Genomic DNA, 19,396 nt, shown 5'->3' on the forward strand with positions numbered 1-19,396 from the left:
AGTAGCTTAGCCCTAAGATACTTAGCACCGTGAGAAGAGGCAGGCATGACCCGCCGGACCGATGTCACGCTCACCGCGATCGCGCCCGTCACCTGGGGCAGCACCTACCTGGTGACCGCCGAGCTGCTGCCCGCCGACCGGCCGCTCTGGGCCGGGGCGATCCGCGCCCTCCCGGCCGGCCTGCTGCTGCTCGCCCTGACCCGCCGCCGACCGCACGGCATCTGGTGGGGCCGGGCCGCCCTGCTCGGCACGCTCAACATCGGGGCGTTCTTCCCGCTGCTCTTCGTCGCCGCCTACCGGTTGCCCGGCGGCACCGCGGCCGTGCTCGGCGCGGCCCAGCCCCTGCTGGTCGCGGTGCTCACGGTCGCCCTGCTCCGGGACCGGCCCGGCCGCGCGGCGCTGCTCGCCGCCGTCGCCGCCCCGGCCGGCGTCGCCCTGGTGGCGCTGCGGCCGGGCGCCGGCCTCGACCCGCTCGGCGTCGCCGCCGGCCTGGCCGGCACCGCCGCGATGGCCGCCGGACTGGTGCTCACCCGCCGCTGGGGACGCCCGCCCGGGGTCGGCACGCTCGCGGCCACGAGCTGGCAGCTCGTCGCCGGCGGCCTGCTGATCACCCCGGTCGCCGTCGTCGTCGAGGGGGCGCCGCCCGCGCCGGACGGGCCGGCCCTGCTCGGGTACGCGTGGCTCGGGCTGGTCGGCACCGCGCTGGCGTACGCCCTCTGGTTCCGGGGCGCGGCCCGGCTGCCGGTGGCCCGGGTGTCGATGCTCGGCGCGCTCAGCCCGCTGACCGCCGCGGCGCTCGGCTGGCTGGTGCTCGGCCAGGCGCTCGGCCCGATCCAGCTCGCCGGCTTCGCGGTGGCGGTCGCCGCCATGGTGCTCGGGCAGCTCCCGGACCGAAACGCTCGGGGCGTGACCGCCGCTCAGCCGGCTCGCAGCCGGCGCCAGTCGGCGGGCACCGTGTCGACCGGAACGTCCTCGGGCAGCGCGCCGGACGGCAACTCCGCCGCGGCGGCGAGCGGCAGGGTGAACCGGTGGCCGGCGGCGGGCCCGGCCTCGTGTGACCGGTCGAGCAGCCAGCGCACCTCGTCGGCGGTCCAGCCGAGGCCGCGCCGGCCGGCGATCTCCCCGACCAGCCGCACGCCGACCCGGGTGTCGTCGTCGTAGAAGCGCATGCACCAGTGGTGCGCCCACATGCCGAGCGCGCGCAGGCCGGCCGCGTCGAGCGAGCCCACCAGCCGGCCGCAGGCGGTCTCGGCGAACGGCCGCGTCGGGTCGTCGGCGCGGTCCCGTTCGATCGCGCCGTAGGCGGCCGGCGCCACCGCCCGCATCCGGTCGTAGAAGCCCTGCACCACCGCGGTGTCGAGTGGTGCTCGCCCCCGCCCGGCCACGCTCGCCATGCCCCGCACCTTTTCTGAAGTTGGTGGCGGGACGGTACCGACCACTTACGACACTTTCCCCGCCGCACCGGCAAGATCCACGCCACTACGCCGAGGTGGCGGTATCCGAGGGCCGGGGATACCGCCACCTCGCCGAGCTGGCGCGACTGCCGCACGTCAGGTCCGAATCCCGCCAGCCGAGCGGCCGGTCCGGGAGGCAGGATCGGGGCATGGAGCTGGACTTCGAGCGGTGCTACCGGGCCGTCGACAGCCGCGACCCGCGGTTCGACGGCTGGTTCTACACCGGCGTCACGTCGACCGGGATCTACTGCCGACCGTCCTGCCCGGCGACGACGCCGAAGCGACAGAATGTCCGGTTCTTCCCGTCCGCCGCCGCCGCGCAGGGCGCCGGGCTGCGGGCCTGCCGCCGGTGCCGGCCCGATGCCGCGCCGGGCTCCCCGCAGTGGGACGTCCGGGCCGATCTGGTCGGCCGCGCGATGCGGCTGATCGCCGACGGCGTGGTCGACCGGGACGGCGTCCCCGGGCTGGCCACCCGGCTGGGCTACACCGAGCGGCACCTGCACCGCATGCTTCAGGCCGAGCTGGGCGCCGGCCCGCTGGCGCTGGCCCGGGCACAGCGTGCCCAGACCGCCCGGATCCTGGTCGAGACCACCGGGCTGGGCCTGGCCGAGGTGGCCTTCGCCGCCGGGTTCGGCAGCGTGCGGCAGTTCAACGACACGGTCCGCGAGGTGTTCGGCGTCACCCCGTCCGAGCTGCGGGGCGGCCGGAGCGGCTGGCCGACGGCCGGCGGGGCGGGCACCATCACGCTGCGACTGGCCTACCGGCCACCCCTGCACGCGGACGCGCTGCTGGACTTCCTCGCCCTGCGCGCGCTGCCCGGCATCGAGGAGGTCCGCGACCGGACGTACCATCGCGGGCTGCGCCTGCCGCACGGCCCCGGCACCGCGGCGCTGACCCCGGCCGGCGGGCACGTGGCCGCCACGCTGCGGCTGGCCGACATGCGCGACGTGGCACCCGCGGTGGCCCGCTGCCGCCGCCTGCTCGACCTGGACGCGGACCCGGTCGCGGTGGACGCCGTCCTGGCCGACGATCCGGCGCTGGCCCCGGCGGTCGCGGCGGAGCCCGGCGTCCGGCTCCCGCACGCGGTGGACGGCTTCGAGACCGCGGTCCGCGCCGTCACCACCCAGCAGGTCTCGCTCCGCTCGGCCCGGACCACGCTCACCCACCTGATCGCCGCCACCCGGTCCGACGAAGACGGGGCCGACGACGGGGCAGCGGGTGGCCTGCGGGCGTTCCCGAGCGCGGCGGAGGTGCTCGCCGCGCCGGACCCGGCGTTCCGCATGCCCGGGGCCCGGCGGGAGACGATCCGGGCGTTGGCCCGCGCCGTCGTCGACGGGGAGCTGGACCTGGACGCGGGCGGCGACCGGGAGGAGGCCGTCCGGCGGCTGGTCGCGCTGCCCGGCGTCGGGCCATGGACCGCCGGTTACCTGGCCATGCGCGCGCTCGGCGACCCCGACGTCATCCTCGCCACCGACCTGGGCGTCCGCCGCGGCGCAGCCGCGCTCGGCCTGCCCGACACCCCGAAGACCCTGACCGCGTACGCGGACCGCTGGCGCCCCTGGCGGTCGTACGCGACGATCCGACTCTGGAGAGCAGCATGACCACTCTGGACAGCACCGTCATCGACACTCCCGCCGGGCCGCTGAGCGTGCTCGCCGGGCCCGGCGGGGCGGTGCGTGCGGCCGGCTTCACCGCCGACCCGACGACCCTGGTGCCGTTGACGCACCCGAGCCTCCGCGGTGACCTGCGGGAGCGGGCCGACCTCGGGCCGGTGACCGCGGCCGTCCGGGCCTACCTCGACGGCGACCTGACCGCGATCGACGCGGTCGAGGTGGAGCAGCACACCGACGGCGTCTTCCTGGCGCACGCCTGGCGGGTGCTGCGCGACGTGAAGCCGGGCGATCCGGTGACGTACACCGGGTTCGCCGCGCTGGCCGGCCGGCCGGCCGCGGTCCGCGCCGCGGCGGCGGCCTGTGCCCGCAACGCCGCGGCGCTCTTCGTGCCCTGCCACCGGGTGTTGCGCACCGACGGCGCGCTCGGTGGCTACCGCTGGGGGCTGAACGTGAAAAAGTGGCTTCTCGGGCATGAGGGACGGGTGACGGCTAGCTGACCCCGCGCCGACGCACCCGGCCGCTACCGTCGGTTGGTGCCCGCGCCCAGCGACGGCAACCCCGCGGCGCATACCGACGCCCGGTCCCAGCCGCTGCACAACCTCTGGCGGCTGCGGCCCTACCTGCGCCCGTACGCGACGGAGTTCGCCTGGCTGCTGGTCGCCGCGCTGGCCGCGACCGCGGCGAGCCTGGCCGTCCCGCTGGTGGTGCAGCGGGTGGTGGACGGGCCGGTGGCCCGGCACGACGCCTCCGGCCTGCTCCGGCTCGGCGCGCTCGCGTTGCTGCTCGGGCTCGCCGAAGCCGTGCTGATCTTCATCCGGCGGTGGACGCAGTCGTCCTCCTCGGTGGGCATGGAGGCGGCCATCCGGGCCGACATCTACGCGCACCTGCAACGGCTCCCGGTCGGCTGCCACGACCGCTGGCAGTCCGGTCAACTGCTCTCCCGGATCACCAGCGACCTCTCGGTGATCCGCCGGTTCCTCTCCTTCGGCCTGCTCTTCCTGATGCTCAACCTGATCACCTACGCCGCCGTGGTGGTGCTGCTGATCCGGCTGCACCCCTGGCTGGGGCTGCTGGTCGCGGCCAGCGCCGTCCCGCTGTTCCTGATCAGCCGGCGGTTCGCCCGGCACTACCACGCGGCCTCCCGTCGCATGCAGGACCAGCAGGGCGACGTGGCCACGCTGGTCGAGGAGACCGCGCAGGGGCTGCGCACCATGCGGGCGTACGGGCGGGGCCCGGAACTGGCCGCCCGGTTCGCCACCGGCGCCCGCCGGCTGCACGACACCGGGATCGGCAAGGCCCGCCTGCTGGCCCGCACCTCCGCGCTGTTCGACCTGGTGCCCAACCTGACGCTCGGCGCGGTCCTGGTGGCCGGCGCCGCCGCCGTGGCCGGAGGCGCGCTCACCATCGGGCAACTGGTCGCGTTCGTCAGCCTCCAGCTGATGCTGATCTGGCCGGTGCAGTCACTCGGCTGGATCATCGCGAACGGGCAGGAGGCCGCCACCGCCGCCGACCGGATCCAGGAGGTGCTCGACACGCCGCCGGCCATCGTGGACGCCCCGCACGCCCGGTCGCTGGGCCGGGGGGAGATCCACGGCCGGCTCCGCTTCGAGCGGGTGAGCTTCCGCTACCCCGGCGCGCCCGCCCCGGTCCTGCACGACCTGGACCTGACCGTCGAGCCGGGCGAGACGCTCGCCCTGGTCGGCGCCACCGGGTGCGGCAAGAGCACGTTGCTCTCGCTGGTCCCCCGGTTGCACGAGGTGACCGGCGGCCGCCTCACGCTCGACGGGCACGACGTACGCGACCTGCGCCTCAGCTCGCTGCGCCGGCTGGTCGGGGTGGCCTTCGAGGAGCCGACGCTGTTCTCCATGTCGGTCCGGGAAAATCTCACCCTGGGCCGGCCCGAGGCCGGCGAGGAGGAGATCCGGGCCGCGCTGACGCTGGCGCAGGCGGACTTCGCGTACGAGCTGCCGTGGGGCTTGGCCACCCGGGTCGGTGAGCAGGGGCTGTCGCTCTCCGGCGGGCAGCGGCAGCGGCTCGCGCTGGCCCGGGCGGTGCTCGGCCGGCCCGCCCTGCTGGTCCTCGACGACCCGCTCTCCGCGCTGGACGTGCACACCGAGGCGCTTGTCGAGGCCGCGCTGCGCCGGGTGCTGCGGGACACCACGGCGCTGCTGGTGGTGCACCGGCCCTCGACCGTGGCGCTGGCCGACCGGGTGGCGCTGCTGGAGGCCGGTCGGGTGGTGGCCGTCGGCACCCACTCCGCGATGCTGGCCGGGGTGCCGGCGTACCGGGCGGTGCTCTCCGCCGAGCCGGAGGGCCGGCCGGACGGCGTCGGCCTGGTGCGGTCGTGACCGCGCCGGACGCCGACCTGACCCGGTGGCGGGGCCGGGCCACCGACCCGGACGCCGACCGCAGCCGCGCGGAGGGCTCGTCACCGGCGGCGGTGACCCGGCTCCGCGTCCGCAGCCGGCTCCTGCTGCGGACGCTGCTCCACCCGCACCGGGCGCCGCTCGGGCTGGCCGTGGCGCTGCTGCTGGCCCAGAACGCGGCGGCGATGACCGGTCCGTACCTGGTCATGCTCGGCATCGACCGCGGTATCGGGCCGCTGCGGACCGGGGACGCCGGGCCACTGGTCGCGGTCGCCGCCGCGTTCGTCGTGGCGACCGCCGTCGAGTACGCGGCCCGGCGCGCGTTCCTCGCCCTCGCCGCCCGGATCGGCCAGGCCGTCCTGCTCGACCTGCGCCAGCGGGTGTACGCGCACTTCCTCCGCCTCGACGTCGGCTTCCACGAGCGGTACACGTCCGGCCGGATGGTGTCCCGGCTGACCAGCGACCTGGAATCGATCGGCGAGCTGGTCGACGGCGGGATCGACCGTCTGGTCATGGCCGTGCTGTCGGTGCTGTCGGTGGCGGGCATCCTGCTCTGGCTGGACCTCCCGCTGGCCGCGGTCACGCTGTTCGCGTTCCCGTTCCTGTTCGGGCTGTCCCGCTGGTTCGCGCGGGCCTCCGCCGGGGCGTACCGGCGCACCCGGGAGGCGGTGGCGCTGGTCATCGTGCACTTCGTCGAGTCGCTGCGCGGAATCCGGGCCGTGCAGGCGTTCCGCCGCGAGCCCCGCAACCAGCGCATCTTCGCCGCGGTCAACGACGACTACCGGCGGGCCAGCCTGCGCGCGTTCCGGCTGATCGCGATCTACTCGCCGGGCATCCGGCTGATCGGCAACCTCACCGCCGCCACGGTGCTGGCGTACGGCGGCTGGCGGGTGCTCGGCGGCGACACCGAGGTCGGCGTGCTCGCCGCGTTCCTGCTCTACCTGCGGCGGTTCTTCGAGCCGATGGAGGAGCTGAGCCAGTTCTACAACTCGCTCCAGTCGGCGACCGCGGCGTTGGAGAAGCTGGCCGGGGTGCTGGACGAGCGCCCGGCGGTGGCCGAGCCGGCGCGGCCGGCGCCGCTGCCCACCGGGCCGCCGCGCGGCACCGTGGTCTTCCGCTCGGTCTCCTTCGGCTACCGGCCGGAGACGCCGATCCTGTCCGGGCTGGAGCTGACCGTGCCGGCCGGGCAGACCGTGGCGTTGATCGGGCCGACCGGGGCCGGCAAGTCCACGCTGGCGAAGCTGCTGGCCCGCTTCCACGACCCGGACGCCGGCTCGGTCCATCTGGACGGGGTGGACCTGCGCGACCTGGCCGACGCCGAACTGCGCCGGGCGGTGGTGCTTGTCACCCAGGAGACCCACCTGTTCAGCGGTTCCGTCGCGGAGAACATCAGGTTCGGCCGCCCGGACGCCGACGACGCCGCCGTGGTCGCCGCCGCCCGGGCCATCGGCGCGCACGAGTTCATCGCCGCGCTGCCCGACGGGTACGCCACCGACGTGCACCGGCGTGGCGGCCGGCTCTCCGCCGGGCAGCGGCAACTTGTCGCGTTCGCCCGGGCGTTCCTGGCCGACCCTCGGGTGCTGATCCTCGACGAGGCCACCTCGTCGCTGGACGTGCCGACCGAGCGGCTGGTGCAGCGCGCGTTGCGGAACGTGCTGTGCGACCGCACCGCGCTGGTGATCGCCCACCGGCTCTCCACCGTGGAGATCGCCGACCGGGTGCTGGTGCTCGACACCGGCGGAATAGTCGAGGACGGTCCCCCCGCCGAGCTGGCCGCCGCCGGTGGCCGCTACGCCGCCCTGCACCGCCAGTGGCGCGACTCGCTGCTCTAGCCATCCCTCCCCTCCCCTCCCTCCCTCCCTCCTTCCCTCCCCCACCCCGTCGATCTTGCACTTTGGGCCCGGTGAATGTCCCATCCGTGGCTTGTGTCCGGGCAGATACTGCAAGATCGACGGGTGTGGGGCGAGGGAAAGGCGTGGAGCGGGCTTACGGGGGTGCCTACCATCGGCGGATGAGTGACACGACTAGGACGGGGCGTGCCGGGGTCCCCGAGCGTGCGAGCCTGGACGGGCTCGAGGAGAGCTGGGCCCGTCGCTGGCAGGCGGACGGCACGTACGCGTTCGACCGCACGAAGGAACGCGCGGACGTGTACTCCATCGACACCCCGCCGCCGACCGTGTCGGGCGAGCTGCACATGGGGCACGTCTTCTCGTACACGCACACCGACGTCGTGGCCCGGTTCCAGCGGATGCGCGGGCGGACCGTCTTCTACCCGATGGGCTGGGACGACAACGGGCTGCCCACCGAGCGCCGGGTGCAGAACGTCTACGGCGTCCGCCCCGACCCGACGCTGCCGTACGACCCGGACTGGCGACCGCCGGCCACGCCGGTGAGCGCTGACGCCCGGAAGAACCCGACGGCGATCTCCCGACGCAACTTCATCGAGCTGTGCGAGACGTTGACCGTGACCGACGAGCAGGCGTTCGAGGCGCTGTGGCGGCGGCTCGGCCTCTCCGTGGACTGGTCGTTGACGTACACCACGATCGGGCCGGCGGCCCGGGCGGCCAGCCAGCGGGCGTTCCTGCGCAACCTGACCCGTGGTGAGGCGTACCAGGCCGAGGCGCCGACGCTCTGGGACGTCGGGTTCGGCACCGCGGTCGCGCAGGCGGAGCTGGAGGACCGGGTCCGGCCCGGCGCGTACCACCGGCTGCGGTTCGCCGGGCCGGACGGGCGCGAGGTGCTGATCGACACCACCCGGCCGGAGTTGCTGCCGGCCTGCGTGGCGCTGGTCTGCCACCCCGACGACGAGCGGTACGCGGACCTGGTCGGCACCGCTGTGCGTACCCCCGTCTTCGGGGTGGCGGTGCCGGTGCGCGCGCACGCGCTGGCGGACCCGGCCAAGGGCACCGGCATCGCGATGGTCTGCACGTTCGGTGACCTGACGGACGTGACCTGGTGGCGCGACCTGCGGCTGGACACCCGGGTGGTGATCGGCCGGGACGGGCGGCTGCTGCCGGAGCCGCCGGCGGACGTGCCGGCGGCGCCCTACGCGGCGCTGGCCGGGCAGAGCGTCAACGGCGCCCGGCGCGCGGTGGTGGAGCTGCTGGGCGAGGCCGGCGACCTGGTCGACGAGCCGCGCCCGATCACGCACCCGGTGAAGTTCTACGAGCGCGGCGACCGGCCGTTGGAGATCGTCTCGACCCGGCAGTGGTACCTGCGCAACGGCGGCCGGGACGCCGACCTGCGCGACGAACTGCTGGCCCGCGGGCGCGAGTTGCGCTGGGTGCCGGAGCACATGCGGCACCGCTACGAGCACTGGGTGGGCGGCCTCACCGGCGACTGGCTGGTCAGCCGGCAGCGGTTCTTCGGCGTGCCGGTGCCGGTGTGGTACCGGCTCGACGACACTGGCGAGCCGGACTGGACCCACCCTCTCACACCGGACGAGGCGACATTGCCGATCGATCCGACAAGCGAGCCGCCGCCCGGTTTCGACGAGTCGCAGCGCGGTCGGCCCGGAGGCTTCACCGGCGATCCGGACGTGCTGGACACCTGGGCAACCTCGTCGCTGACCCCGCAGCTCGTCGGCGGGTGGGAGACCGACCCGGACCTGTTCGCCCGGGTCTTCCCGATGGACCTGCGCCCGCAGGGACACGACATCATCCGCACCTGGCTGTTCGCGACCGTGGCCCGCTCGCACCTGGGACACGGTGTGCTGCCCTGGCGCACGACGGTGCTCTCCGGCTGGATCCTCGACCCGGACCGCAAGAAGATGTCCAAGTCCAAGGGGAACGTGGTCACCCCGATGGGGTTGCTCGCCGAGCACGGCTCCGACGCGGTCCGCTACTGGGCCGCCAACGGCAAGCCGGGCATGGACCTCGCCTTCGACCCGGCCCAGGTCAAGGTGGGCCGCCGGCTGGCCACCAAGCTGCTCAACGCGTCCCGCTTCGCGTTGGGGCTGGGCGCCGCCGACGCGCTGCGGGCCCCGGCGACGGAACCGCTCGACACCGCGATGCTCGCCGAACTGTCCGGCGTGGTCGGGGCCGCGACGTCGGCCCTCGACGGGTACGACCACACCGCCGCCCTGATGGCCACCGAGGCGTTCTTCTGGCGGTTCTGCGACGACTACATCGAGTTGGTGAAGGAACGCGCCTACGGTGCGGGGCCGGCGGCCGACTCGGGGCGGGCTGCGCTCGCCACCGCGCTGTCGGTGCAGTTGCGGCTCTTCGCGCCGGTGCTGCCGTTCGTCACCGAGGAGGTCTGGTCCTGGTGGCGGTACGGCTCGGTGCACCGGGCGACGTGGCCGACCACGTACGAGGTGGACCGCGCGCTGGCCGCGCCCGGCGACCCGGAGCTGCTGCGGCTGGCCGCCGACGCGCTGGGGCAGGTGCGCCGCGCCAAGTCGGAGCGGAAGCTGTCGATGAAGGCGGACGTGCCGCTGGCCGAGGCGCTCGGGCCGGCGGCCCTGCTCGACCAGCTCACCACCGTGGCCGACGACGTGCGCGCGGCGGGGCGGATCGCCAAACTCGACCTGCTACCCGACCGCACCCCCGAGCTGGTCATCGCCTGCGCGTTCTGACCCCGCTCGGGCCGGGATGCAAGGAGGGGCCCCCTCTTAACACGTGGTGTTGAGAGGGGGCCCCATCTATACCGGAGGCGTTAACAGGGGGCCCGGCCTTTCAGCTCGTCTCGCCGGCGACGCTGAACGAGCGGAGGCGGTCTACGGCCAGCGCGGTGAAGCCGATCGTCACCAGGGCGGTCAGCACGGCCGCCACCGGCACCGAGACGGTGGTGCCGAGCAACGCGGTCGGCGCGATGCGGTCGGCCAACGCGATCACCCACTGCTGGACCGAGAGCACCTTGGTGCCGTCGACGAACCGGCCGAGCAGCCCCTCCCAGATCAGCACGTAGACCAGGCCGAGCAGCACCGGCCGCCGGCTCACCAGGCTGAGCGCCAGGAACAGCGCCGAGTAGGCCAACGCGCCGGCCACCGACGCGGCGACCAGGGCCAGGCCGAGGCGTACCGAGTCGGCCAGCACGCCGGCCACGTAGAGCGGGACGGCGACCGTGACCGCGCTGACGCCGGCCGCCACCGCGAGCTTCGGCAGCACGATCTGCCAGCGGGGCAGCGGCTTGGTGAGGATGTGCACCACGGTGCCGTCGTCGATCTCGGCGCCGAGCACGCCGGTGCCGACGATCAGCGCCACCACCGGCAGCACCACGGCCAGGCCGAGGCCGACCAGCACCGGCGGCCCCCACTCGCCCGGGTCCACCCCGAGCGACCGGCAGAGCACCGCCAGGCCGATCAGGACCAGCGGCAACGGCAACAGCATGAGGAACCGGCTCCGGCCGAACAGGCCGCGGGCGGTGATCCAGGTAACGGTCGACATCAGGCCTCCACCAGATACGAGAAGACGCTCTCCAGCGACTCGTCCTCCGGCAGGAGCTGCCGGACCCGGATGCCGTGGCGGAGGGCGATCCGGGGCAGGGCCCGGGTGAACGCGCCGTAGTCGCCGGCCTTGACGGTCAGGCCGGTGCGGCCCAGCTCGACGCCGGAGACCGAGGACTCGGCCATCAGCGCCACCGCCAGCGCCCGGTCGTCGGTGGAGCGCACCGCGAAGACGTGCGGCCGGTTGGTCATCAGGCGGCGGATGGTGCGGTAGTCGCCGGAGGCGGCCAGCCGACCGGCCACCATCACCTGGACCGTGCCGGAGACCTGCTCGACCTCCTCCAGGATGTGCGAGCTGAACAGGATGGTCCGGCCGGCGTCGCCGAGCCGGTGCAGCAGCGCCATCATGTGCAGCCGCTGTCGCGGGTCCATCCCGTTGAACGGCTCGTCGAGCAGCAGCACCTGCGGGTCGTGCACCAGCGCGGCGGCCACCCGGGTGCGCTGCCGCATGCCCTTGGAGTAGGTGCCGATCCGGCGGCCCTGCGCGCCCTCCAGCTCGACCAGCTCGATCGCCCGCCGGGCCGCCGCCTCCGGGTCCGGCAGCCGGTGCAACTTCGCGCTGGCCAGCACGAACTCGTACGCGCTGAGGAACGTGTGCACCGCCTCCCGCTCGCTGACCAGGCCGAGTCGCCGGTAGACGCCCGGGTTGCGCCAGGTCGGCTCCCCGTCCAGCGTCACCGCGCCCCGGGACGGGGCGAGGAACCCCGCCATCATGTGCAGCAGCGTGGTCTTCCCGGCGCCGTTCGGGCCGAGCAGGCCGGTCACCCCGGGGCCGAGCCGCATAGTGACGTCGTTGACCGCCACCACGTTGCCGTACCAGCGGGAGACGCCGGCCAGGTCGAGGGTGCTTGCCGTGGCGGCGGGCGCGTCGGCCGCCGGTTGTGTGTGCAGCGCCGTCATCGGGCGGCCACCTTCCGGTATCGCAGGAGCAGCAGGCTGACGCAGGCGGCGACCAGCAGGACGGCGACCACCGCGTAGACCGGCCCGAAGCCGCCGATCGGGATGCCCCCCTCCTGTCCCTGGGTCAGCAGGTCGCCCAGCGCCCAGGTGCCCACGCCACTGACGAGCGACGACGGGGAGGCGAGGAACGCCAGCTCGTTGACCGTCCGGGAGGGCATGATGGACAGCACGCCGACCACCGGCGTGGTCATCAGGAACACCGCGACGATGCCGCCCGCGGCGAAGGCACGCTTGCCGGTCAGCGACGCGACCAGCAGGCCGATCGAGGCGAAGACCACCGCCCACAGCCCGGCGTAGAGCAGGCCGGGCAGCAGGTCGAGCAGCTCGTCCCACACCCCGCGCATGCCCCGTGAGGTGGTGAACGCGGCGCCGAGGAACATCACCAGCTGCGGACCGCCGAGCAGCAGCCAGAGCGCGGTCATCAGGGCCGCCAGCTTGGCCAGCGCGTAGTCGCCGCGGGGCAGCGGACGGGAGAAGTAGAGCGGGAGCACGCCGCTGCGCAGGTCGCGGGAGACCAGCTCGGGCGCGGCCACCGCGACGAAGAAGATGACCAGCCAGCTCATCGCGTCGGCGAACTGGGCGTACGTCAGCACCACCTGGCCGAGCTGGCTGCGGACCGCGGTCAGCCCGGCGGCCACCACGGTGACCACGGCCACCACCAGCCAGGGGAAGATCTTCGCCTTGGCGCTGCGGCCCAACCCGAAGACGGTACGCACGCCGTGCCCGTAGAGCGCGCCGAAGACCTGCCGCCGGCCCAGCCGAGGGCCGGTGTAGCGCTGGTATCCGATGTCGTGGATGACGCCTGTCGCGTCAGACATGGCTGGGCTCCCTCGGGGCGAAGAGCTCGGCCACCCGGTGCCGTCGCTGGTCCAGCCGGTGCAGCGGCAGGTCCAGCTCGGCGACCGCGCCGAGGATCAGGTCGTAGGTGTGGTCGTCGGCGAGCGGGACGAGCAGCAGCCGCCCGTCCCGGGTCACCGGCAGGTCGAGCGCGGCGAGCCGGGTGGCCAGTTCCTCCGTACCCTCGCTCACCTCGACGGCGAGCACGTCGGTGGCGGTGGTCATGGCGGCGACCCGGTCGGCGCGCAGCAGCCGGCCGCCGTCGATGGCGACGAGCGTGTCGCAGATCCGCTCCACCTCGCCGAGCAGGTGGGAGCAGACCACCACCGAGATGCCGAACTCGGTGCCGATCCGGTGGATGAGCGCCAGCATGGCGTCCCGGCCGGCCGGGTCGAGGCCGTTGGTGGGCTCGTCGAGCAGCAGCAGGTCGGGGTCGTGCACCAGGGCCTGGGCGAGCTTGACCCGCTGCTTCATGCCGGTGGAGTAGCCACCGACCGCCCGGTGCCGCTCCTCGTGCAGGCCGACGTGGCGCAGCGCCTCGGAGGCGCGTTCCCGGGCCACCGTGCGCGGCAGCCCGCTCATCCGGCCCAGGTGGGTGACCAGCTCGGCGGCGGAGAGGTCCGGCGGGAGGGCGTCGTGCTCGGGCATGTAGCCGACCCGGGCGCGGACCTGCGCCGGATCGGTGGTGGGGTCGAGGCCGAGCACCTGCACCCGGCCGCTGGTCGGCGGGAGCAGACCCAGCAGGATCTTGATCAGGGTGGACTTGCCGGCGCCGTTGGCGCCGACCAGCCCGATGATCCCCGGCTCGACCGACACGGTGAGGTCGGCCAACGCGGTGACCCGGCCTCCGTACGTCTTGGTCAGCGACTCGGTCGCGAGCAGTGTCACGCTGCCAGCCTAGGAAGCGCGGGCCCGCCTTTGCACCGGGAAACGCTCGGGGTTGTCCCTGATTCGGCCCGGACACCGCCGGTAAGGCTTCCGTAAGCGGCCGGACCGGTGCCCGCCGCGCCCGGCACCGGGACACTCGACGCATGCCGATGCGTCTGCTGCGTGCGCCGCTGACCTGGATCGCCGTCGCCGTCCTCGTGGTCGGGGCGGCGACCGCGCTGTACTGGTTCCAGCCCTGGAAGCTGGTCACCGACACGGAGGTGCACGAGGAACTGGTGGCGGTGCCGTCCGCGATGCCGTCCACGGGGTCGGCCGTGCCGTCGCGTCCGGCCACGCCGTCGCCGACGCCCGCCGGCCCGGTGCTGCTCGGCGGCGGCGAGTTCGTCAGCCACGAGCACGCCACCCGGGGCGCCGCCCGGATCGTCCGCACCGCCGACGGGCGGTACCGGCTGGAACTGGTCGGGCTGGACACCTCGAACGGTCCGGATCTTCAGGTCTGGCTGACCGACCAGCCGGTTCGGACCGGGCCGTCCGGGTGGCGGGTCTTCGACGACGGGCGGCACGTGGCGCTCGGCCCGCTCAAGGGAAACCGGGGCGACCAGGCGTACGAGATCCCCGCCGGAACCGATCTCACCGGGCTGACCAGCGTCTCCATCTGGTGCGAGCGGTTCGCCGTCTCGTTCGGCGCGGCGGCGCTGACGACCGCCGGCTGATCCCGCCCGGCGACACCCGGTCGACCTGCGGGTGGCCGGGAGGTGGAGTGGCGCTCTCGACCGATCGCCGGTGGGCTGCGAAACTGTGTGCCGGCCGGCGAGTTGGGGGTTCGATGAGCAACGGGTGGATCCTGCCCGAGGATGTGCTGCGGGATGCGCCGTCGTACGCGCCAAGGCCCGCTGAGCTGGCTGATCTGGAGTTGTTGCTGACCGGGGCGTACGCGCCGCTGAGCGGTTTCATGACCCGGGCGGACCTGGCCTCGCTGGGCCGGCGTGGCCGGCTCGCCGACGGCACCCCGTGGCCGGTGCCGGTGACGCTCCAGGTGCCGGCGGCGCTCGCCGACGGGCTGGAGCTGGCCGACCCGGCGCGCCGGGCGCTGGTGCTCACCGACGGCGAGGGCGCTCCGGTGGCGGCCATGGACGTGAGCGACGTCTGGCCGGCCCGCGAGGGCACGGTCGGCGTGGGCGGCGCGGTACGCCGGCTCGGCGACGGCGGGCACGGGCCGTTCCAGCGGCTGCGACGCGGCCCGGACGAGGTGCGCGGGCTGCTGCCGCCGGGCCGGGTGCTCGGCGTCTTCGCCGACCGGGCGTTGCACCGCCCGCAGTTGGCCCAGATCGCGCACGCGGCCCGGACGCTCGGCGCGCACCTGCTGGTGCTGATCCCGGTGGGCGAGGAGTCCAGCGGTGGCCTGCCGGCCGAGGCGCTGGTGCGCAGCGTGTTCGCGGCCCGCGACCGGATGCCGCCGGCGACGCTGGTGGCGGTGCCGCTGGCGCGGCGCAGCGACGAGATCAGCGACGCGTTGCTGCGGGCGCGGGTCGCCGCCGCGTACGGCGTGACCCATCTGCTCTCCACCGAGGGCATGCTCTCCGGCGCCGGCCTGCGGGTGCTGGTGCCGCGCGAGTTGGCGTACGACAACCGGGACGGGCAGTGGCGCTGGCGGGAGGACATCCCGCCGCGCAACCGCCGGTTGGCGCTCGGCCAGCACGAGATCGACGACCTGCTGGACCGGGGTTTCCCGCTGCCCGAGTGGCACACCCCGCCCGCGGTGGCGCGGGAGCTGGCCCGGGCCCGCCCGCCCCGGCGGCACCGCGGTCTGGTGATCTTCCTGACCGGCCTCTCCGGCTCGGGCAAGTCGACGATCGCCCGGAGTCTCGCCGACGTGCTCCGGGAGCAGGGCGACCGGACGATCACGCTGCTCGACGGCGACGTGGTACGGCGGGAACTCTCCGCCGGACTGGGCTTCAGCAAGGCCGACCGGGACCTGAACGTGCGCCGGATCGGCTGGGTGGCCGCCGAGATCGCCCGGCACCGGGGGGTCGGCATCTGTTGCCCGATCGCGCCGTACGCGTCGGCCCGGTCGACCGCCCGGGAGATGGCCCAGGCGGCCGGCGCGGGTTTCCTGCTGGTGCACGTGGCGACGCCGCTGGCGGTCTGTGAGCAACGCGACCGCAAGGGTCTCTACGCCCGGGCCCGAGCCGGCCTGCTCACCGGCATGACCGGCATCGACGACCCGTACGAGGAGCCCACCGACGCCGATCTGGTGGTGGACACCTCGGACCTGACCGTCGAGGAGGCGGTCCAGCGGGTGCTGGAGCACCTCACCGAGACCGGCTGGGTGGAGCCACGCATGCAGCCGGCCTGACCGGCACGGATCCGCCGACCGCCGCCGTTCCGCCCCGGGACGGCGGCGGTGTCGCGTCCGCCCCCGCCGACCGGTAGTGTTCGTCTTTGTTGGAACACGTTCGACCGCGTTCGCGGTGGGGAAGCTCGGGAGGTGGCCGGCGATGCTCGCGCGACAGCGGCAGACCGCCATCCTGGAGCGGGTCCGCGCCGCCGGCGGGGTCCGGGTCACCGAGTTGGCCGCCGAGTTCGGCGTGTCGGACATGACCATCCGGCGGGACCTGGAAACGCTGCACGACCAGGGTCTGCTCGCCAAGGTGCACGGCGGGGCGACGCTGGCCGGGCCCGGCTCGACCGACGAGCCCGGCTTCCGGGCCAAGTCGGTCCGCCAGGCCGCGGAGAAGGCCGCCATCGCCGACCACGCCGCGCGGCTGGTCCGCCCCGGCGCCGCGATCGCGCTCTCCGCCGGCACCACCACCGCCGCGCTGGCCCGCCGGCTGGTGGACGTGCCCGGCCTGACGGTGGTCACCAACTCGCTGCCGGTGGTCGAGATCCTGCACGTCGGTGGCCGGCCGGACCAGACCGTGGTGCTCACCGGCGGGGTCCGCACCCCGTCGGACGCGCTGGTCGGCCCGCTGGCCGTGGCCGCGATCGCCGCGCTCCACCTGGACCTGCTCTTCCTCGGTGTGCACGGGATCAGCGAGCGGGCCGGGTTCACCACGCCCAACCTGATGGAGGCGGACACGAACCGCGCGCTGGTGGCCGCCGCCGACGGGCTGGTGGTGCTCGCCGACCACACCAAGTGGGGCACGGTCGGCATCTCGTCGATCGTCGGCCTCGACGCGGCGGACGTGCTGGTCACCGACGACCGGTTGACACCCGACGCGCGAGGGGTACTCGAGGACCGGGTGGGTGAGCTGGTGACCGTGCCCGCGACGGAGGGAGCGGAGTGAAGCGTACGCAGATCGAGCTGGCCGACGGCCGGGAGCTGATCTACTTCGACGAGCGGGACGACGCGGTGCGGGACCAACCGGACCGGCGGGACCTGCCCCCGCCGCCGCCCGCCTCGCAACTGCGGTACGACCCGCTGACCGACGAGTGGGTGGCGGTGGCGGTGCACCGGCAGACCCGCACGTTCCTGCCCCCGGCCGACCAGTGCCCGCTGTGCCCGTCGCGCGGCGACCGGCACAGCGAGATCCCGGCGCCGGACTACGACGTGGTGGTCTTCGAGAACCGGTTCCCGTCGCTGAGCCAGCGGGTCGCCGAGGAGCCGGCCGAGATCACGCCGTTCACCCCGGTGCGCCCCGGGCTCGGCCGGTGCGAGGTGGTCTGCTTCACCGACGACCACAACGCCTCGTTCGCCCGCCTCTCCCCCGGCCGGGTGCGGACCGTGCTGGACGCGCTCGCCGACCGCACCACCGCGCTGAGCGCGCTGCCCGGCGTCGAGCAGGTGTTCCCGTTCGAGAACCGGGGCGTGGAGATCGGGGTGACGCTGCACCACCCGCACGGCCAGATCTACGCGTACCCGTTCGTCACGCCGCGGACCCGGAGCATGCTGGCCGCCGCCCGCCGGCACGCCGAGCGCACCGGCGGCAACCTCTACGCCGACGTGCTGGCCGCCGAGCGCGCCGCCGGCGACCGGGTGGTTACCAGCAACGAGCACTGGACCGCGTACGTGCCGGCGGCGGCCCGCTGGCCGTTCGAGGTGCACGTGGCCCCGCACCGGCCGGTGCCGGACATCCCGGCGCTCGACGACGCCGAGCGGGACGCCTTCGGCCCGCTCTACCTGGACCTGCTGCGCCGCTTCGACGGGCTGTTCGACCTGCCGATGCCGTACATCGCGGCGTGGCACCAGGCGCCGGTGCGCGTCGACCGGGAGCTGGGGCACCTGCACCTACAGCTGTTCACCGTCCGCCGGGCCAAGGACAAGCTGAAGTACCTGGCCGGTTCGGAGTCCGGCATGGGCGTCTTCATCAACGACATCGCCCCCGAGCGGGCCGCCGAACTCCTCCGCGCCGCGTGAAAGGCGGGGCCCCTTCTTAACGCCTCCGGTAGAGGTCGGCTCCCCTGTTGGCACCCCTCCGGGGGCCCGGTGACCGGGCCCCTCGCTGGGAAGGGACGCACGGACGACGACGCACGGACATGACGGAGCCCGCCGGCGCGTACCGGCGGGCTCCGTCGTGATCGGCGAGGAGGCTCAGGCCGCGAGCTTGCGGGCCAGGTTCTCGTCGAGCGCGTTCATGAACTCGTCGGTGGTCAGCCACGGGGCGTCCCGCGAGATGAGCAGCGCGAGGTCCTTGGTCATCTGGCCGCCCTCGACGGTCTCCACGATGACCTGCTCCAGCGTGTTGGCGAACTCGGTGACCGCCGGGGTGCCGTCCAGCTTGCCCCGGTGGGCCAGGCCCCGGGTCCAGGCGTAGATCGAGGCGATCGGGTTGGTCGAGGTCTTCTCGCCCTTCTGGTACTGCCGGTAGTGCCGGGTGACCGTGCCGTGGGCGGCCTCGGCCTCGACGGTACGGCCGTCCGGGGAGAGCAGCACCGAGGTCATCAGGCCGAGCGAGCCGAAGCCCTGCGCCACGGTGTCGGACTGCACGTCACCGTCGTAGTTCTTGCAGGCCCAGACGTACCCGCCCTCCCACTTGAGCGCGGCGGCGACCATGTCGTCGATCAGCCGGTGCTCGTAGGTCAGGCCGGCGGCGTCGAACTCGGCCTTGAACTCGGCCTCGAACACCTCGGCGAAGATGTCCTTGAACCGGCCGTCGTACGCCTTGAGGATGGTGTTCTTGGTCGACATGTAGACCGGGTAGTTGCGGTCCAGGCCGTACCGGAACGAGGCGCGGGCGAAGTCCCGGATCGACTCGTCGAAGTTGTACATGCCCATGGCGATGCCGCCGCCGGGGAAGTTGGCGACCTCCATCTCCATCGGCGCGCCGCCGTCGGCCGGGGCGTACGTGATGGTGACCTTGCCGGGGCCGGGGACGACGAAGTCGGTGGCCTTGTACTGGTCGCCGTGCGCGTGCCGGCCGATGATGATCGGCTTGGTCCAGCCCGGGACGAGCCGCGGCACGTTCGACATGATGATCGGCTCGCGGAACACCACGCCGCCGAGGATGTTGCGGATGGTGCCGTTCGGCGACCGCCACATCTTCTTCAGGCCGAACTCCTCCACCCGGGCCTCGTCCGGGGTGATGGTGGCGCACTTGACGCCGACGCCGTGCTCCTTGATGGCGTTGGCGGCGTCGACGGTGACCTGGTCGTCGGTCTCGTCGCGGTACTGGATCGACAGGTCGTAGTAGTGCAGGTCGACGTCGAGGTACGGCAGGATCAGCTGCTCCCGGATCTGCTTCCAGATGATCCGGGTCATCTCGTCGCCGTCGATCTCCACGACCGGGTTGTTTACCTTGATCTTCGCCATCGGCCGGCGCTCCTCTCGGGGGACACGTGCTCAAGCAGTACGAGCGTACTGGAAACCTTCGGAGGTGACCCAGCCGGCCTCGC

General features: G+C 74.0%; 15 protein-coding genes and 1 pseudogene. 10 read left to right on the forward strand and 6 right to left on the reverse strand.

Annotation, left to right across the window (positions count from 1 at the left end; genetic code table 11):
- Positions 1-45: 45 nt before the first annotated feature.
- Positions 46-816, forward strand: a pseudogene (locus tag ACZ6O5_RS03785) (EamA family transporter); the annotation flags it as partial.
- A gap of 101 nt (positions 817-917) precedes the next feature.
- Here ACZ6O5_RS03785 and ACZ6O5_RS03790 read toward each other — a convergent pair.
- Positions 918-1,394 carry a hypothetical protein gene (locus ACZ6O5_RS03790; protein WP_425786292.1) on the reverse strand — a complete coding sequence of 159 codons (477 nt, stop codon included), beginning with the start codon at positions 1,392-1,394 and terminating at the stop codon, positions 918-920.
- Positions 1,395-1,603: 209 nt separating this feature from the next.
- Here ACZ6O5_RS03790 and ACZ6O5_RS03795 point away from each other — a divergent pair, with 209 nt between their 5' ends.
- From ACZ6O5_RS03795 to valS, 5 genes are all read left to right on the forward strand, one after another.
- Positions 1,604-3,055: a DNA-3-methyladenine glycosylase 2 family protein gene (locus ACZ6O5_RS03795; RefSeq protein WP_465974349.1), complete on the forward strand. Its 1,452-nt coding sequence runs from the start codon at positions 1,604-1,606 to the stop codon at positions 3,053-3,055.
- The gene (locus tag ACZ6O5_RS03800; RefSeq protein WP_465974350.1) at positions 3,052-3,564 is read left to right on the forward strand and encodes a methylated-DNA--[protein]-cysteine S-methyltransferase; all 513 of its coding nucleotides are present in this window, start codon (positions 3,052-3,054) and stop codon (positions 3,562-3,564) included. The genes ACZ6O5_RS03795 and ACZ6O5_RS03800 overlap by 4 nt, the downstream gene beginning before the upstream one ends.
- Before the next feature lie 36 nt (positions 3,565-3,600).
- Complete coding sequence (locus tag ACZ6O5_RS03805; protein ID WP_465974351.1) at positions 3,601-5,415, forward strand: ABC transporter ATP-binding protein; 1,815 nt, start codon at positions 3,601-3,603, stop codon at positions 5,413-5,415.
- A complete protein-coding gene (locus ACZ6O5_RS03810) occupies positions 5,412-7,265 on the forward strand; it encodes an ABC transporter ATP-binding protein (protein ID WP_465974352.1) in 1,854 nt (617 codons plus the stop codon). The genes ACZ6O5_RS03805 and ACZ6O5_RS03810 overlap by 4 nt, the downstream gene beginning before the upstream one ends.
- 179 nt (positions 7,266-7,444) lie before the next feature.
- Positions 7,445-10,009, forward strand: a complete 2,565-nt coding sequence (gene valS / locus ACZ6O5_RS03815; RefSeq protein WP_465974353.1) for a valine--tRNA ligase — start codon at positions 7,445-7,447, stop codon at positions 10,007-10,009.
- Between the two features lie 100 nt (positions 10,010-10,109).
- Here the strand turns inward: valS and ACZ6O5_RS03820 are convergent, their stop codons facing one another.
- From ACZ6O5_RS03820 to ACZ6O5_RS03835, 4 genes are read right to left on the reverse strand one after another with little or no spacing between them, the layout of a single operon-like run.
- Positions 10,110-10,820, reverse strand: a complete 711-nt coding sequence (locus ACZ6O5_RS03820; RefSeq protein ID WP_465974354.1) for an ABC transporter permease — start codon at positions 10,818-10,820, stop codon at positions 10,110-10,112.
- Positions 10,820-11,779 carry an ABC transporter ATP-binding protein gene (locus ACZ6O5_RS03825; RefSeq protein WP_465974355.1) on the reverse strand — a complete coding sequence of 320 codons (960 nt, stop codon included), beginning with the start codon at positions 11,777-11,779 and terminating at the stop codon, positions 10,820-10,822. The genes ACZ6O5_RS03820 and ACZ6O5_RS03825 overlap by 1 nt, the downstream gene beginning before the upstream one ends.
- Positions 11,776-12,657, reverse strand: a complete 882-nt coding sequence (locus ACZ6O5_RS03830) for an ABC transporter permease (RefSeq protein ID WP_281937936.1) — start codon at positions 12,655-12,657, stop codon at positions 11,776-11,778. The genes ACZ6O5_RS03825 and ACZ6O5_RS03830 overlap by 4 nt, the downstream gene beginning before the upstream one ends.
- Positions 12,650-13,564, reverse strand: a complete 915-nt coding sequence (locus tag ACZ6O5_RS03835) for an ABC transporter ATP-binding protein (RefSeq protein WP_465974356.1) — start codon at positions 13,562-13,564, stop codon at positions 12,650-12,652. The genes ACZ6O5_RS03830 and ACZ6O5_RS03835 overlap by 8 nt, the downstream gene beginning before the upstream one ends.
- 143 nt (positions 13,565-13,707) lie before the next feature.
- On the opposite strand from ACZ6O5_RS03835, the gene ACZ6O5_RS03840 reads away from it, so the two are divergent.
- From ACZ6O5_RS03840 to galT, 4 genes are all read left to right on the forward strand, one after another.
- Positions 13,708-14,277, forward strand: coding sequence for a DM13 domain-containing protein (locus ACZ6O5_RS03840; RefSeq protein WP_465974357.1), 570 nt, complete (start codon positions 13,708-13,710; stop codon positions 14,275-14,277).
- Positions 14,278-14,390: 113 nt separating this feature from the next.
- Positions 14,391-15,920 carry an adenylyl-sulfate kinase gene (gene cysC, locus ACZ6O5_RS03845; protein WP_465974358.1) on the forward strand — a complete coding sequence of 510 codons (1,530 nt, stop codon included), beginning with the start codon at positions 14,391-14,393 and terminating at the stop codon, positions 15,918-15,920.
- Between the two features lie 142 nt (positions 15,921-16,062).
- Positions 16,063-16,851 (forward strand): DeoR/GlpR family DNA-binding transcription regulator, encoded by a 789-nt coding sequence (locus ACZ6O5_RS03850; protein WP_465974359.1) that lies wholly within the window; start codon positions 16,063-16,065, stop codon positions 16,849-16,851.
- Positions 16,848-17,921 (forward strand): galactose-1-phosphate uridylyltransferase, encoded by a 1,074-nt coding sequence (galT, locus tag ACZ6O5_RS03855; protein WP_281937942.1) that lies wholly within the window; start codon positions 16,848-16,850, stop codon positions 17,919-17,921. Before ACZ6O5_RS03850 ends, galT begins: the two co-directional genes overlap by 4 nt.
- Before the next feature lie 174 nt (positions 17,922-18,095).
- On the opposite strand, the gene ACZ6O5_RS03860 is transcribed toward galT, so the two are convergent.
- Positions 18,096-19,313: an NADP-dependent isocitrate dehydrogenase gene (locus ACZ6O5_RS03860; protein WP_107158977.1), complete on the reverse strand. Its 1,218-nt coding sequence runs from the start codon at positions 19,311-19,313 to the stop codon at positions 18,096-18,098.
- Positions 19,314-19,396 lie beyond the last annotated feature (83 nt).

The sequence above is a fragment of the Micromonospora sp. NPDC049201 genome, from assembly GCF_055586805.1.

Coding starts and splice junctions, on each gene's coding strand:
- cysC (WP_465974358.1), top strand. CDS start 14,391: ATGAGCAACGGGTGGATCCTGCCCGAGGATGTGCTGCGGGATGCGCCG.
- valS (WP_465974353.1), top strand. CDS start 7,445: ATGAGTGACACGACTAGGACGGGGCGTGCCGGGGTCCCCGAGCGTGCG.
- ACZ6O5_RS03860 (WP_107158977.1), bottom strand. CDS start 19,313: ATGGCGAAGATCAAGGTAAACAACCCGGTCGTGGAGATCGACGGCGAC.
- ACZ6O5_RS03840 (WP_465974357.1), top strand. CDS start 13,708: ATGCCGATGCGTCTGCTGCGTGCGCCGCTGACCTGGATCGCCGTCGCC.
- ACZ6O5_RS03795 (WP_465974349.1), top strand. CDS start 1,604: ATGGAGCTGGACTTCGAGCGGTGCTACCGGGCCGTCGACAGCCGCGAC.
- ACZ6O5_RS03800 (WP_465974350.1), top strand. CDS start 3,052: ATGACCACTCTGGACAGCACCGTCATCGACACTCCCGCCGGGCCGCTG.
- ACZ6O5_RS03820 (WP_465974354.1), bottom strand. CDS start 10,820: ATGTCGACCGTTACCTGGATCACCGCCCGCGGCCTGTTCGGCCGGAGC.
- ACZ6O5_RS03790 (WP_425786292.1), bottom strand. CDS start 1,394: ATGGCGAGCGTGGCCGGGCGGGGGCGAGCACCACTCGACACCGCGGTG.
- ACZ6O5_RS03825 (WP_465974355.1), bottom strand. CDS start 11,779: ATGACGGCGCTGCACACACAACCGGCGGCCGACGCGCCCGCCGCCACG.
- ACZ6O5_RS03830 (WP_281937936.1), bottom strand. CDS start 12,657: ATGTCTGACGCGACAGGCGTCATCCACGACATCGGATACCAGCGCTAC.
- ACZ6O5_RS03850 (WP_465974359.1), top strand. CDS start 16,063: ATGCTCGCGCGACAGCGGCAGACCGCCATCCTGGAGCGGGTCCGCGCC.